At 62.7% G+C, this 14,518-nt stretch carries 13 protein-coding genes; 5 read left to right on the forward strand and 8 right to left on the reverse strand.

The features are described from left to right. The first annotated feature begins 9 nt into the window (after positions 1 to 9). A complete protein-coding gene (locus Mgrana_RS03620; RefSeq protein ID WP_119356244.1) occupies positions 10 to 1,386 on the forward strand; it encodes an FAD-dependent oxidoreductase in 1,377 nt (458 codons plus the stop codon). On the opposite strand, the gene Mgrana_RS03625 is transcribed toward Mgrana_RS03620, so the two are convergent. The 5 genes from Mgrana_RS03625 to Mgrana_RS03645 form a co-directional block, all read right to left on the reverse strand. After that, a complete protein-coding gene (locus Mgrana_RS03625; RefSeq protein ID WP_119356245.1) occupies positions 1,383 to 3,323 on the reverse strand; it encodes an AMP-binding protein in 1,941 nt (646 codons plus the stop codon). The two genes, Mgrana_RS03620 and Mgrana_RS03625, sit on opposite strands and share 4 nt — an antisense overlap. A 98-nt stretch (positions 3,324 to 3,421) precedes the next feature. Continuing rightward, positions 3,422 to 4,564, reverse strand: a complete 1,143-nt coding sequence (locus Mgrana_RS03630) for an ABC transporter ATP-binding protein (RefSeq protein WP_119356310.1) — start codon at positions 4,562 to 4,564, stop codon at positions 3,422 to 3,424. Between the two features lie 135 nt (positions 4,565 to 4,699). Beyond that, positions 4,700 to 5,977, reverse strand: a complete 1,278-nt coding sequence (gene icd, locus Mgrana_RS03635) for an NADP-dependent isocitrate dehydrogenase (protein WP_119356246.1) — start codon at positions 5,975 to 5,977, stop codon at positions 4,700 to 4,702. A gap of 78 nt (positions 5,978 to 6,055) precedes the next feature. Further along, on the reverse strand, positions 6,056 to 7,480 hold the full coding sequence (locus tag Mgrana_RS03640) for a hypothetical protein (RefSeq protein ID WP_119356247.1): 1,425 nt from the start codon (positions 7,478 to 7,480) through the stop codon (positions 6,056 to 6,058). A 77-nt stretch (positions 7,481 to 7,557) separates the two neighbouring features. Beyond that, the gene (locus Mgrana_RS03645; RefSeq protein WP_119356248.1) at positions 7,558 to 8,430 is read right to left on the reverse strand and encodes a hypothetical protein; all 873 of its coding nucleotides are present in this window, start codon (positions 8,428 to 8,430) and stop codon (positions 7,558 to 7,560) included. 133 nt (positions 8,431 to 8,563) lie between these two features. On the opposite strand from Mgrana_RS03645, the gene Mgrana_RS03650 reads away from it, so the two are divergent. Together Mgrana_RS03650 and Mgrana_RS03655 are read left to right on the forward strand one after the other, a co-directional pair. Next, on the forward strand, positions 8,564 to 9,643 hold the full coding sequence (locus Mgrana_RS03650; protein ID WP_240631237.1) for an MFS transporter: 1,080 nt from the start codon (positions 8,564 to 8,566) through the stop codon (positions 9,641 to 9,643). Beyond that, positions 9,615 to 10,271, forward strand: a complete 657-nt coding sequence (locus Mgrana_RS03655; RefSeq protein WP_119356249.1) for an HAD family hydrolase — start codon at positions 9,615 to 9,617, stop codon at positions 10,269 to 10,271. The genes Mgrana_RS03650 and Mgrana_RS03655 overlap by 29 nt, the downstream gene beginning before the upstream one ends. 39 nt (positions 10,272 to 10,310) lie before the next feature. Here the strand turns inward: Mgrana_RS03655 and Mgrana_RS03660 are convergent, their stop codons facing one another. The 3 genes from Mgrana_RS03660 to Mgrana_RS03670 form a co-directional block, all read right to left on the reverse strand. Continuing rightward, positions 10,311 to 10,817, reverse strand: a complete 507-nt coding sequence (locus tag Mgrana_RS03660; RefSeq protein ID WP_186813095.1) for a nucleotidyltransferase domain-containing protein — start codon at positions 10,815 to 10,817, stop codon at positions 10,311 to 10,313. Beyond that, positions 10,814 to 11,890, reverse strand: coding sequence for an enolase C-terminal domain-like protein (locus Mgrana_RS03665; RefSeq protein ID WP_119356250.1), 1,077 nt, complete (start codon positions 11,888 to 11,890; stop codon positions 10,814 to 10,816). The genes Mgrana_RS03660 and Mgrana_RS03665 overlap by 4 nt, the downstream gene beginning before the upstream one ends. Before the next feature lie 93 nt (positions 11,891 to 11,983). Next, positions 11,984 to 12,727: a DEAD/DEAH box helicase family protein gene (locus tag Mgrana_RS03670; RefSeq protein WP_119356251.1), complete on the reverse strand. Its 744-nt coding sequence runs from the start codon at positions 12,725 to 12,727 to the stop codon at positions 11,984 to 11,986. 103 nt (positions 12,728 to 12,830) lie between these two features. Here Mgrana_RS03670 and Mgrana_RS03675 point away from each other — a divergent pair, with 103 nt between their 5' ends. Both Mgrana_RS03675 and pyrE read left to right on the forward strand, forming a co-directional pair. After that, on the forward strand, positions 12,831 to 13,928 hold the full coding sequence (locus tag Mgrana_RS03675; RefSeq protein ID WP_119356252.1) for a PA0069 family radical SAM protein: 1,098 nt from the start codon (positions 12,831 to 12,833) through the stop codon (positions 13,926 to 13,928). A 5-nt stretch (positions 13,929 to 13,933) separates the two neighbouring features. Beyond that, positions 13,934 to 14,482 carry an orotate phosphoribosyltransferase gene (gene pyrE, locus Mgrana_RS03680; protein ID WP_119356253.1) on the forward strand — a complete coding sequence of 183 codons (549 nt, stop codon included), beginning with the start codon at positions 13,934 to 13,936 and terminating at the stop codon, positions 14,480 to 14,482. Positions 14,483 to 14,518: the final 36 nt, after the last annotated feature.

The raw sequence follows: 14,518 nt of genomic DNA on the forward strand, positions 1-14,518 counted from the left end.
CTAAGAGCCATGGAGACCATCAGTCTGCCCATCCACACCGAGCCCAGGCACTGGGAGGTCCTGGTGGTGGGGGGGGGTACTGCTGGGGCTATGGCGGCCATCTCCGCGGCCCGGGCCGGGGCCCGGACCCTGGTGGTGGAAGCCCTGGGCGCTTTGGGGGGCACCGGAACCAACGCCCAGGTCACCCCGCTGATGCGCAACGTGAGCGGTGGGGTCAACCTCAACCAAGGCCTGACCAACCAACTCAAACGGCGGTTGCGCGAACGTGAAGATGGGGCCATCGATCCGGGGGGGAACGACAACTGGTTCAACCCCGAGGGGATGAAGTATGTGCTCGAGCAGATGCTGCTCGAGGCGGGGGGGGAAGTCCTCTACCACACCCATTTCGTGGCGCCGGAGCTGGAGGGCCAGCGGGTTCGGGCCATCGTTGTGCACAACAAAAACGGGCTGGTGCGGTTGCAGGCCCATACCTTTATTGACGCTACCGGGGACGCCGACCTGGCGGTGCGGGCGGGTGCCCCTTTTCAGGCCGGGGATGAGACCGGGCTGCATCAGGCCTTGAGCCTGCGCTTTTTGCTGGGGGGCGTGGATACCGAGCGGCTGAGCGCTTTTTTGCGGCGGTGGGGTCAGCCGCAAGGGAGCCCGCAGTTCATGCATTTTTGGATGGTTTGGGACAAAGGCTCGAGCCTGGAGCCGCTGTTTCGCCAAGGGGTGGCGGAGGGGTTGCTGTGGGAGCGGGATGGGGACTACTTTCAGGGCTTCAGCGTGCCGGGTATGCCGGGGGTGATCAGCTTTAACTGCCCCCGCCTGGCCGCCGAACTCAACGATGGGGCCGAGGCCTGGACGCTCTCGCGGGCTCAGGTAGACGGCAGGGCCGCGATTGAGCGGCTGATTCGCTTCTTGCAAAAGTACTTTGAGGGGTGTGAGCGGTCTTTCCTGGCCAGCTACGCCCCGATGGTGGGTGTGCGCGAGACCCGGCGGATTGTGGGGGAATACCTCTTGAGCCTCGAGGACATCCTCTACTGCCGGACCTTCCCCGACGCCATCTGCCGCAACCACTACCCTGTGGATATCCACACCCCCAGAGGGCAGAAATTGCTTCATGAGCGCTCGGGTAACCTGCCCTATTTTGCGCCGGATGCCTACCATGAGATTCCCTACCGCAGCTTGATTCCCCTTGGCCTGTCCAACGTGCTGGTGCCGGGGCGCTGCGCCAGCGCCACCTTCGAGGCCCAGTCGGCGATTCGGGTGCAGCAAAACTGCCACAGCATGGGCGAGGCGGCGGGCCTGGCGGCGGCCTGGTGCGCACAGGAGGGGCTCGAGGTGCGGGGGGTGGATGGGGTCAAGCTGCGCGGGGCCCTGCGGGCTCTGGGGGCCTACCTTTAGCTCCCGGAGGATCGTCGGTGCTGCGCGATGCCCTCGAGGGCTTGGGGGTTTTCTAAGGCCGAGAGGTCTCCGGGGGCTTGCCCTAAAAAGGCTGCGCGGATCACCCGGCGCATCACCTTGGCATTGCGGGTTTTGGGGAGATCGGCCACAAAAAGCAGCCGCTCCGGCTTAAGGGCCTTGCCCAGCGCATGGGTAATCTCCTCGGTGATGGCCTGCTCCAGGGCAGGGCTGGGGGTATGCTCAGGCTTGAGCACCACAAACACCACCACCGCTTCCCCTTTGACCTCGTGGGGTATCCCGATGGCCGCGGCCTCCTTCACGGCTGGGTGGCCTACGGCTGCGCTCTCGTACTCGGCTGGCCCCACCCGTTTCCCCGCTACCTTGAGGGTGTCGTCGCTGCGGCCCTGGATGAACCAATGCCCATCCTCATCCAGCAGAGCCCAGTCCCCATGAACCCAGGCGTTGGGAAAGCGGCTCCAGTAGGTCTCGAGGTAGCGCTCAGGGGCTCTCCAAAAGCCTTTGGTCTGGCCCGGCCAGGGGGCCAGGATGGCCAGCTCCCCCACCTCACCCCGCACGGGGTTCCCTTCGGCATCGAGCACCTCGGCCCGCATCCCCGGAATTGCGGTGTTGAACCCCATGGGCTTGATGGGCCGCCAGGGGGTGCACCCCAGGATCCCTCCCCCGATCTCGGTGCCCCCGGAGTAGTTGATGATGGGCAGCCGGCCCTTCCCCACGGTGTGGAAAAACCACAGGTAGGGCTCGAGGTTCCAGGGTTCACCGGTTGAACCCAGAACCCGCAGCCTCGAGAGATCATGCTGCTGGACGGGGGATGGACCCTGCGGCAGCAGGGCCCGCACCAGCGTGGGGGAGAGGCCCAGGTGGGTTATGCTGTGCCGCTCGCACAGGGCCCACAACCGGTCGGGGCCCGGGTAGTCCGGCGCCCCCTCGTAGAGCACCACCGTGGCCCCCACCGTAAGCCCCCCCAAGATGGCCCAGGGGCCCATCATCCAGCCCAGATCGGTGAACCAGAAGAGCCGGTCACCGACGCGTAAATCAAAACACTGGGCCAGGTCCTGGGCGGCCTTGAGGGGAAATCCGGCGTGGTAGTGCACGGTTCCCTTGGGTTTGCCGGTGGTGCCCGAGGTATAGAGCAGCATGAAGGGCTCCATGCTGTCGCAGGGGATGGGGACAGGCCCAGGAGAAGAGGAGCCGGGGCCCTCACCCCAGGCCACCTCGCCCGCAGCCAAAGGAACATCGCCGAAGCGGCGGATCACCAGCAGGGTTTTTACGCTGGGAGCCAGCTTGGCAGCGGCTCGAGCCTGTTCGAGCAAGGCCACCCTCGAGCCCCGCCGGTAAAACCCATCGGCGGTGATCAGCAGCCTGGCCTCGGCATCGTTCAGCCGGGTAGCCGCGGCCTCAGCCGCATAACCGGAGAAGATGGGCACCACCATGGCCCCTAAAGCCGCCACTGCCAGCACAGCCACCGCGGTTTCGGGCAGCATTGGGAGGAAGAGCCCTACCCGGTCGCCCGGACGGATCCCCAGCGCGCTCAGATCGCGCTGGGCTGCTTGAATTGCCTCGGCCAGCTCGGCAAAGCTCAGGCTGCGCTGGCGGCCCTCTTCCCCTTCCCAAATGAGGGCCGGGGCTTCCGGGCGTTCGCGCAGGTGGCGAAACACCGCATTGTGGGTGAGATTGAGCTGGCCCCCCACAAACCACTGGGGCCACTGAGGTCCCTCGGGGGTTTCTAAGACGGCGGAATAGGGCCTACTGAACTCTACCCCCAGCAGCTCGAGCGTCGCTTCCCAAAAGGCCGCGGGGTGATCCAGGCTATACGCGTAGAGGGCTTCATAGCTGTTTAGCTTGAGGCGCTGGAGCAGGGCTTCAACATGGCTACCCCGTTGGTAGGCCTCGCTTGGAAACCAGACCGGCTCATGCATAAGGGTGGCCTTAGTCTAACCCAAAGCCCACGCCGAGGAGTTGGGCCGCAGCGAATAAAAAAAGGCGGGCCACTGGGCCCGCCCATAAAGATACCAGGCTAGACCTTGGCCTTTTCGCGGCTTGTGGGCAGGGTGGCGTGCCCGATGGCCTTCTCGCTATCCACATCGAAAGCATGCAGCTTGGAGGTATCCACCAGAAGCTCCACACTGTCGCCGGGCAGCACCATGGCATGGCCATCCACCTTGGCCGTGACCATCCCACCCATCACGTCCACGTGGATCTCGGTATCGGCACCCAGGGGTTCGACCACCTCGACCTTGCCGCGTACCACGTTGTTGTCCTCGGGGATTGGAGTCCAGCCCTTGTGGCCCAGGTGTTCGGGGCGGATCCCCATCCAGACCTCTTTGCCGTTGTAAGCCCGCAGGTTGGTCGCCAGGGTGGGGTTGGCCCGAACCTTGAAGCCCTCGCCGGTGAAATAGACGTGCTCGCCCTCGGTCACGACCCTCGAGCGGATGAAGTTCATGGAGGGCGAACCGATGAACCCAGCCACGAACTTGGTCTCGGGGAAGTCGTAGAGGTTGAGCGGGGAATCTACCTGCAGCACCTCGCCGTCCTTCATCACCACGATGCGGGTTCCGAGGGTCATGGCCTCGACCTGGTCGTGGGTCACGTAGACCGTGGTTACCCCCAGCCGGCGCTGCAGCTTGGAGATCTCGGCCCGCATCTCCACCCGCAGCTTGGCGTCGAGGTTGGAGAGGGGCTCGTCGAAGAGGAACACCTTGGGCTCGCGCACGATGGCCCGGCCCATGGCCACCCGCTGGCGCTGCCCACCCGAGAGCTCGCGCGGCTTGCGCTGGAGCAAGTGGTCAATCTTGATGATCCGAGCAGCCTCCTTGACCCGGCGGTCAATCTCGTCCTTGTGTACCTTGCGCAGCCGCAGGCCGAAGGCCATGTTTTCGTAGACGTTCATGTGGGGGTAGAGGGCGTAGTTCTGGAAGACCATGGCGATGTCCCGATCCTTGGGGGGGACATCGTTGACCAAGCGGTCGCCGATGAAGAGCTGGCCCTCGGTGATGTCCTCGAGGCCCGCGATCATCCGCAGGGTGGTGGTCTTCCCGCAGCCCGAAGGGCCCACGAACACCACGAACTCACCGTCTTCGGTCTCGAGGTTGAAGTCCTTGACCGCTGTGACCTTACCGCCGTAGCGCTTGTACACGTGCTCGAGCTTGATTTTTGCCATTTGGCCCTCCTTGGGCAGTACCCGCTTCCCGCGCTGTGAGTCCTGAGGCAGGCCCATCGGGGAGTGCTAGGGGTACGGAATCAGTCTAAGCAGTGGGGCCATGAGGAATCAATAGCTGACCCAACAAGCGGTGTGTTACTGCATATTCTCGACCAGAGCCTGTCCGAACTGGCTGCACTTGAGCAGGGTGGCGGCCCGTCCCTCGGCCACCATCAGCCGGTGGAAATCGTAGGTGACCCGGCCCTGGGCGATGGTCTTGGAGATGGCGTGAAGGATTAGGTCGGCGGCCTCAGTCCAGCCCAAGTAGCGCAGCATCATCTCGCCGGAGAGGATCACCGAGGAGGGGTTGACCTGATCTTTGCCCGCGTACTTGGGGGCGGTGCCGTGGGTGGCCTCGAAGACCGCATGTCCGGTGTAGTAGTTGACGTTGGAGCCTGGGGCGATGCCAATCCCACCCACCTGCGCCGCCAGGGCGTCGGAGATGTAGTCGCCGTTGAGGTTGGGGGTAGCGATCACGCTGTACTCCGCCGGACGCAGCAGGATTTGCTGGAGGAAGTTGTCGGCGATCATGTCTTTGATCACGATGGGTTTTCCGGTTTTGGGGTTGTTGAAGGTCTGCCAGGGGCCGCCCTCCAGGTCGCTCGAGCCATACTTCTCCTTGGCCAGCTGGTAGCCCCAGTCGCGGAAAGCCCCCTCGGTGAACTTCATGATGTTGCCCTTATGCACCAGCGTTACCGAGGGCAGGTCGTTGGCGATGGCATAGTCAATGGCCGCCTCTACCAGCCGGTAGGTGCCCTCCTGCGAGATCGGCTTGATCCCGATCCCAGCGGTCTCAGGGAAGCGGATCTTGCCGTAGGCTTTGGGGAAGCTGCTCCTGAGGAACTCGAGCAGTTGCTTCACCTCAGGGGTGCCCGCGGCCCACTCGATCCCAGCATAGATGTCCTCGGTGTTTTCTCGGAAGATGACCATGTTTACCAGCTCGGGGTGGCGCACCGGGCTGGGCACCCCCTCAAACCACTGCACCGGGCGCACACAGGCGTAGAGATCGAGCTCCTGGCGCAGGGCCACGTTGATGCTGCGGATCCCCCCGCCTACCGGGGTGGTCAGGGGGCCTTTGATGGCGACTAAGTATTCCCGGATGAACTCCAGGGTTTCCTCAGGCAGCCAGACCACCTCGCCATAGACCGCATTGGCCTTATCCCCGGCGTAGATCTCGGCCCAGGCAATCTTGCGCTTCCCACCATAGGCTTTTTCAACCGCTGCATCCAGTACGGGCTGTGAGGCTCGCCAGATGTCCGGGCCAGTTCCGTCCCCTTCAATAAAACCAATGATGGGGTGCTCGGGGACGTGCAGTTTGCCGTTTTCGACCGAGATCTTCTCGCCCTGCGGAACTTGGATATGCTTGTAAGCCATAGCGGTACGAGCATAACAATGCAAAAGACCAAACGCAAAAGCTCGAGACCTCTGCTGAGTGGACCTCAAGCCCTCGAGCTACCACCGCACCTCATAGAACCCCCGGCCAATCAGGGTGTTGCCCTCCACGGTCGAGTAGGAAAGCCCTGAACCAAAGCGCTGGGCCAGGCGACCCATGAAGTTGCTCAGGCTCTTGGCTAGGTCTCTGGAGAACTTGGCATCGGCCTGATTGCCGATGGTTTGGGGCAGCATCTCGCCAATTTGGGCCGCGCTCATGCTCAGGGCTGCCCCACCATCGTTGAAGCTATAGCCCACCGCGTTGGCCGGGATGCGTACCCGGAACTTCTGATAGTTGGGGTCGGTTTTCCAGGTAGGGCCGTTGGCGGCAGCGAGTGCGCTGGTGCTGGTAGCGATAACCATGCGAGTGGCTTCCACCTTGTAGTAGAGCTTGCCGATGGATCCAAGCTGCACTGCCTTGAACTCTCCTTGCGGGGGCAGCACCTTAAACCCACCCTGACCTTGGGGGGTGGCGAAGGCCGCCAGGTTTTGCAGCAGCCCCAGCAGGTTGGCTTCTGCAGTGGCCGGGTCTTTGACCTCGAGGTACACCAGAAGGTGCCCGAGCACGTCTGAACTGCGCCCATCCGGCGCCGGGGGTGGTCCCTGCACATTGACGGTAGCGTAGCGGCTGCCAAACGCGGAAAGGTCTAGGTTGACTTTAGCCCCCAACTCCTGGGCGATAGCACTGAGGTAACGGGATAGCTTGGCCAGGTCAAGGATTCCGGTGGAGACCGATAGCCCCTGGGGTAGCTCACCCGCGTCGTAGGGCTGCCCTTGCGGTAGAAAAAAGCTGGCAAAGGCGGCATCGGGGGCGGGGTTGACCTCGAGGCGGGTTTCTGAGGTGTATCCCCCTTCGGTCAGCTTGAGGGCAAAGCTGAAACGCCGAATCACCCGGGCGGCCCCATTGGTGCGGGGAGGAAGCTGCAAGGACTGGATCAGGTTTTGGGGGGGAGCGCCCCAGATCAGGAAGTCTCCGGAGATCGGAGCCTGTAGACCGCGCTTATTCTGCAGAAACAACCGAGCAATTCTGGGGGTGGCGATGAACACTAAGTCCCGGCTAAACCCGGTTAGCGCGTCCTTGTCCCCTCCCACCATCCAGCCCGCTTGGGGCTTGAGGCCTTTGGTATTCTTGCGGATGAGATTCATGGCCGCGGCGTTGGGCCGGGCGATCAGAAAGAAGCCATCAGGGTATAGGGCCACCGCGGCTCCGCCCGCAAAGGTTCCTACCAGGTCAGCATCGCTCCCTGCCTCCTTGCGTACCTCTCCCTTTAGCAGGGCTTCCATCCCGCTTTCCTTCCAGTCGGCGGCGATGCCCTTGAGGTAGCGGCTGTTGCTCAAATTGCCCAAGGAAACCCCTGCCACCGCGCCCGGTGGGGCCAGCGAGAGCAGGGATTGGGCCAGGCTCGAGCCAAGGAGCAGGATCAGCAGGGCTAGGAATCGGAGCATAGGCCCATGGTACTGGGTTGTGTCAGGGCAAAGGGGCAAATCTGAACCTGGCCGGGCCACCCCCCGCAGGGCCCAGCTTAGAAGCTGCCGGAACCGCTGGCGTTATATGTAAAGGTTCCGCTGTTGCAGCCGGTGTAGGTGAGCTCGAGGAAATTCCCCAGCCCATCGTCGAAGCGGATCTTGCCAGCGATGGGGCCAGCGGTGCAGCTCGAGTTGAACTTGAGGTCGCTCACGGTTTCGTTGAGGACAAACTCGCCCAAGGCCAATGTGCCCCGCAAGTTGAGGGTTCCTGCATCAAAGCGGTCGAGGTTGCCGTCGTTTTCGGGAATGTACGAGCCGGTGAACCGCAGGGAGCCGTTCCAGGTTTTGTCCGCCACCCCGTTGTTGAAATGGGTCAAGGCCACGCTGAACTGGTAGTCCACGCTGGCGCTTGCCGAGGTGACCCCGACCGTTACCTCCCAGTTATCCACCATGCGAAAAAGCTGAGGGCCTTTGTTCCCTCCGCCTTTATTGGCGTAGAAATCGAAGCGGAGATCGGTGGCCTTGGAGGTAAAGCCGCTCTGGGGGTCGTTGTCGTTGGCATCGTTGATGCTCACGTTACCGTTGGTCACCTGAATGAACAGCAGCTTATCCTCGGTGCAGTCCTGGAAGCTGGCCTTGAAATTGACCGGGATACCGTCCTGGTCCTTATCGCTATTGGCTGGAGCGCTTACACTACAGGTGCCACCCAGATAGCTCTGCTTTAGGGTTTGGCCCACCGCGCCCTTCCCGCCTCCGCGTAACCCGCTCACCAGTGCGCTGCCCAGATACGGGGCCACCGTCTTGAGGTCGTTGGCCTGAGCTTGCGTGAGGGGCTGGCTACCTACCGAGGGCGTGCTGCCGCAGCCCGATAGCACCAACAGGAGCAGGGCTGAACTCCAGCTCCAGACTGCGAGGTTTTGTGACCGCATATACCCACCTCCCCACTTAGGGAGGATAGCCGGTCTTTTCCGGGGGGCACAACCTCGAGCCCCCTTAGGTAAACGTTTCGTGAAGAAGAAAATGAGTATCCACAGGATGCCGAGAAGCCCATAGAATAACCCGGTGCGTCTTCGATTTACGCTTGGCAGCGGGCTGGCCCTTCTGGTCAGTGGAATTATCGGGGCTGCACCGGGAGGCGCGATCCCGCAATGGGGCACAGAGTTTGGGGTTAGCCGTGAAATTGCCGGGTACTTCAACCTGCTCTTTGTGGGGGGGTTGCTGGGAACCTTTCTGGGGAGCCGGATGCGCCACCGCCACCCCTGGTTGTCGCTGGCCTTGATTGCCGAGGGGGCGGGGCTTTTGTTGGTAGCGCTTACACCCCAATTCAAGGGCATTTTGGCGGCTGCCCCCTTCCTGGGATTGGGGCTGATGGTCTGTAATTTTCACAGCAATACCTTGCCCGCTGAGCTATACCCGGAAGGGCGCCTTACCGTGCTCAATCGCATCAACGCCATGTTTGGGGTGGGATCTGTGTTGGCTCCGTTGCTGGTGACGCTGCTGCCCTGGCGGGTTGGGTATGCGTTGTTCGCTCTGCTGGCCCTCATCACCGCTGGGTTGCTGTGGCAGGCCCCCCCGCCGCAGCTCGAGACCCACTCCAACCGGCCTCAGGCGCACCCCACCCTGCTCCCGCTGATCCTCCTGACCTTGGTGGCCTATGTGGCGCTCGAGGTGGTCCTGGCTACTTTCTCCGGAATCTACCTGCGCCACCTGGGGTATGACCCCCGCCTGGTGGGGATTTTGCTTTCGTTGCACTGGATTGCCTTCTCGCTGGGCCGGGTAACCCTTTCTGGGTTTATTGCCCAGCGAACCCTAAGCCGTTTGGGTGTTCTGCTGGCCCTTACGCTTGGGGTTATAGGGGTTTATTTTGTGCCTGGGCTGGCCTTTTTGTTTCCGCTGGCTGGATTCTTGATCAGCCCGACTTTTCCCACCCTCTATGGCTTTACCCACCAGCGGGTGGGGTATTTTGCGCTGGCCTATGTGTTCTATTTCTCTTCGGTGGGGGCCAACCTGATTCCGGCGGCTTTTGCCCTGCTCCCGGTCTCGGCGATTCCCCTGGGTATCCTGGGGATTATGCTGCTCCTGATCCTCTTGATCCAGCTCTTGCGGAGGCAAAGTGAAGCCACTCAGCGCCCTGCTCTTTGATCTTGATGGCACCCTGGTAGATACCGACCGCCTGCATGAGCAGGCCTGGCTCGAGGCCCTGGCCTCTTACGGCATCCGGGCCGATCACGCCTACTACCAAACCCATGTGAGCGGGAGGCTCAATCCCGATATCGTAGCCGACGTCCTGCCCCAGCTTTCTGGGGCCGAAGCGGCCGCTTTTTTGCAAGGCAAGGAGGAGCGCTTTCGCCAACTGGCCCAGGGGTTGCTCCCGACCAAAGGCCTGGCCCGCCTTTGGGATTGGGCACAAGCCAAAGGGCTGCGGCTGGGTTTGGTCACCAACGCCCCCCAAGCCAACGTAGAACACCTCATCGCAATGCTGGGTCTCGAGTTTGCCGTGAGGGTGGTTGCCGAGGAGCTTGGGGCCGGCAAGCCTGACCCACTGCCCTACCGCACAGCGCTACAGGCGCTGGGGGTGGCTCCAGAAGCCGCGCTTGCCTTTGAGGACTCCCCCTCGGGGGTGCGCTCGGCGGTAGGGGCGGGCATTCGCACTGTTGCCCTTCGCACCGGGCACGCCCTCGAGGGGTTAGAAGCGGCTGGGGCGACGCTGGTCGTTGCTGATTTCGAGGATCCCAAACTGTGGGATTGGCTGGAGGATCTGGAGCGGTAGCCAAGCCTGATACCGGATTCAAGCGGACCGAATCCGGTATTACTGGGGGTTGGAGCCCCCCCCGCTGGCCTGCTGGTCTTGAAGCTTCGCCTCGATCAGGGCAACCCGTGCGGGGCGTTGAAGCTGAAGGTAGAACTCATGGAGATACTCCAGCGAGATCACCGGTACGCTGATCCCCAGGTATTCCTGGGTACGCCGCTGGAGCTTGAAATCTGGGGCTCGGTGCCAGCTTCCGTCCACGCTTTGATACTCGAGGTCCCCCATCACCTCAACCACCACCCCTTCAATCCGATACTGGGCCAGATACGAGCGCATTAACCGCACCCCCAGGTGCAGGCCCGGCGGATAGACTTGATAGGCCTGCAGCAGCCGCGAGAGGGCATCGGCTCCGGAGCGATCGGTTTGAAGGTCAATGTCCTTAGGCACCACCGGCAGGCCGTAGAGGGCCAGGGCCAGACTTCCGCTGATCGCCCACTCCACCCCTTGGTCCAGGGTGTGCAGCAGTACCCTAAGGGCCGCGGTGATCTTATCCGGAAGGAGGATCATAGGGCATATCGCTCAAAGGCTTCGGGCTGAAAATGGCATCCCTCGAGGTCCCCCCAATACAGCCAGCCCTCGCGCAGGGCGGGGAAGTTGCAGAAGCCCCCCTCGGCTTTGAGGTGGAAGGCCAGCTCGTTGGGCGCACTGACCCCCCCCTGGAAGGCCAGCAGCGCGGTTTGATAGGCGCCAAAGCTCGAGAGGGCCTGTGATCCCAGCATCACCCCTTTACCCGCCGCCCTGGCCCGCTCGAGCATCTGCAAACTGGCCGTGTAGCCGCTGCGGGCAGGTTTGATGTTGAGGATATCGAAGGTGTTGAGCTCGAGCTCGCGCTGCAGGTCGCGCAGGGTAAAGGCCGAATCGTCAGCGATGATGGGGAGGAGGCCCTTTGCCCGCAGGGCTTGCCGGGCCGAGACCTGCTCGATGGGCAGGGGCTCTTCCACATAGAGCAGCCCCGCTTCCGCCCAGGTTTTTAGGTATTCGGAGGCTTGGTCGGCCTTCAGGGTCTCGTTGGCATCAGCGTACAGCTCGATCTCGGGAAAGCTTTCGCGCAGGGTTTGTAGCCGCTGGAGGTCGCCCTTTAGATCGCGCCCTACCTTGACCTTGAGCACCCGTACCCCGGCCTGATAGACCGCCTGGGCATCGGTCAGCATCTCGGCCTCATCAGCGATGCCCAGGATGTAGCTGACCCGCACCCGATGCTGCTGGGGCCGCAGCACTTGAGGGAGCTCCTGCCCCTCGCTGTGGGCCCAGGCTTCCCACAGGGCGATATCCAGCCCACCTTTGGTGGTGAGGTGGCCTGGAAAGCCGTTCAGCACCTGCTGAACGGCCTCGGTATCCTCGGCTTCCAGACCCAGCAATTGCGGGGTCAGGTAGTCCAGCGCCGCCCGCACGGTACTCACCGTCTCGCCGTAGATGGTGGGGCGGGGGGGGATCTCAGCCCGACCGATCGAGCCATCGGAGAGCTCGACCTCGAGCAGCAGGTGTTCCAAAGCGGCCAGCTCGGAGGACTTGCCCCAGCGCAGCGCGGCTCGCAGCGGAAGGCGAAACGGACGGGGGGTGATGCGCTTAATGACAGCCATAACTTGTGAATGCCGCAAGCCCTATAGGGAAGAGAACCTATGCCGTACAAACCGAGCAGATTACAGAATAAACCCTCACCAGGTCTTGCCAGTCTACACCGCTTCCTGCCGGGCGATCTGCGCGACCAGCCCTCGGATGGCCTCGGCCTCTTGGTCCAGGCTGAGGGCTTCGGTATCGAGAAACAGCGCGCGCGGTGAGCCCTGTAGTGCCCTGCGAGCCCCTGCGGGGTCGTAGTTTTTGCGCTCCTCGGCCACAATCTTGAGCTTAGCGGTGAGCTCCGCAATGGGCACCTTCCAGCCCAAGGCTTCCTGAAGCTCGGCTTGGCTCAACACCCCCTGGGCCAGCTCGCGCAGGGTGGCCAGGTCGCTGTGCTCGAGCCGCACCCGGTCAAAGCGGTCGGCCCGCTCCAGAAGCCGGGCTAGCCGGGTCAGATCGCGGGCCTCGAGCACCACAAAATGGCTCTTGGGTAGGTGCTCCAAGGCGTAGCGCACCTCCTCCTCCCCCCGCAGCCCGTCGAAAAGCAGGGGCCAGTCAGGCTCGGTTCTAGCCTTGGTTAGGGCCTGGGCTACCCCGCCGGGATATTCCTGGCGGAAGCGGCGGGTCAGAGCAAAGCGCTCGGTTCGGTCCAGGCTTGCGTCGGATGGATGGCCAAACAGGGGGAGCACATAGCGATCCACCACCGCACGGCGATCGGGCAGTGCGGGGTAGGAAAGCGCGTTCAGTAGGCTGCTTTTGCCCACGCCGGTAAGGCCCACCAGCACCAGCAGAGGCAGCTCGGGGAGCGGTTGTGCGGTAGCTGGAGCGATCTCGCCGGGCAGGTAGAGCGGGTGGGACATGGGCCTCATCTTATCCAACCGCGACGGATTAGAGCAGCGGCTGAGCCGGAGGGTTTATACGTTATAAACAGATAAATAAGCTGAAGTATGATAAAATGTGAAAATGGGCCCATCGGTAAAACTCCACAAGACCCTTGTGGGACGCGGAGCTGCTTCGAATCCGAGCCCTCGTTTTGAGCGTTTCCAGGCTAGCCTTGACCCGACCGATGACTACTTCGAACCGCAGGACTTGAAAACCGAGACCCACTATTTTCACGACCGTACCCGCAGCCTAATCACCTACAACGATTCCCCGGATATTGGGTTCCGGGCTTCTGCGAACCCCTATCGAGGCTGTGAGCATGGCTGCGCCTATTGCTATGCCCGTCCCACCCACGAGTACCTGGGTTTCTCCGCGGGGCTGGACTTTGAGAGCCGCATTCTGGTCAAGCTCGAGGCCCCCGAGCTCCTGCGCAGGGAGCTTTCGGCCAAGGGCTGGCAGCCTCAGCCGGTAGCCTTCAGTGGGGTGACCGATATCTACCAGCCGGTAGAGCGGCGGCTCGAGCTAACCCGCCGCTGCTTGGAGGTGTTTCTCGAATTTCGCAACCCAGTTGCGCTCATTACCAAGAACTACCTGGTGACCCGCGATCTGGACTTGCTCAGAGAACTCGCCCAGTTCCAGGGCGTCGCCGTAACCCTTTCGCTGACCACCCTCGACGAGGAACTCCGGCGGGTCATGGAGCCCCGCACTTCCTCGCCCAAGCGCCGCCTCCAGGCCGTAGAGCTGCTGGCCAAGGCCGGGGTTCCGGTGGGGGTACTCAATGCGCCGATCATCCCTGGCCTCACCGACCGGGAAATCCCGGCCCTGGTACAGGCGGCAGCAGATGCCGGTGCGAGCTGGGTGGGGTACAACATCCTGCATCTGCCCTATGGGCTCAAAGATCTCTTTGTGGACTGGCTGCAGCGCCACTTCCCTGACCGAGCCAACAAGGTCTTGGGGCGCATCCGAGACGTGCGGGGAGGCCAGCTCAACGATCCCCGATTTGGCTACCGCATGGTGGGGGAGGGCCCCTACGCGGAGCAGATTCGTGCCCTGCACCGGTCGGCCTGCCGCAGAGCCGGGCTGCCCAGGGCCAGACCCCAGCTCAGCACCGAGCATTTCCGGGTGCCTGGGCAAGCCGTTCAGCCAGGGCTTTTTGATCCAGACCCCAGGGTACGATAGGCGGCGTGGATGTCTTGAAGCTCTACCGTGAGACCGGGGCCTACCTCGAGGGCCACTTTCTGCTGCGTTCAGGGCTGCATAGCCCCAAGTTCTTACAGTCCACCACGCTGATGCAGCACCCCATCTACGCTGAAGCCATCGGGGAGGCTTTGGGGGAACTTTTCGATGACCTGGACCTCGATTTCGTGATCGGCCCGGCTATGGGTGGGGTGGTGCTGGCTTTTGTGACCGCTAAGGCCCTAGGGGTGCGGGCCCTGTTCGCCGAGAAAGAGGGGGAGGGCCAGATGGGGATACGAGAAGGGCTCACGCTCCACCCCGGTGAGCGGTTTTTAGCGGTCGAGGATGTGGTGACAACGGGCGGATCGGTGCAAAGGGCTATCCGAGCGGCCGAAGCGAAAGGGGCCAGATGTGTGGCGGTGGGGGCCATCATTGACCGCAGCCAAGGGGTTGATTTCGGGGTGCCCTTTAAGGTCCTCACGCGCCTCGAGTTTCCCACCTATGCCCCTGAGGACTGCCCTTTGTGCTCCCAGGGGGTGCCCTTACAGGAGGTGTGAGCCAAGAGGATGCCCAGAGGTGGGGTTTTCGCGTAG

Origin of the sequence: Meiothermus granaticius NBRC 107808, assembly GCF_003574355.1 — a bacterium.
Classification (GTDB): Bacteria; Deinococcota; Deinococci; order Deinococcales; family Thermaceae; genus Meiothermus; species Meiothermus granaticius.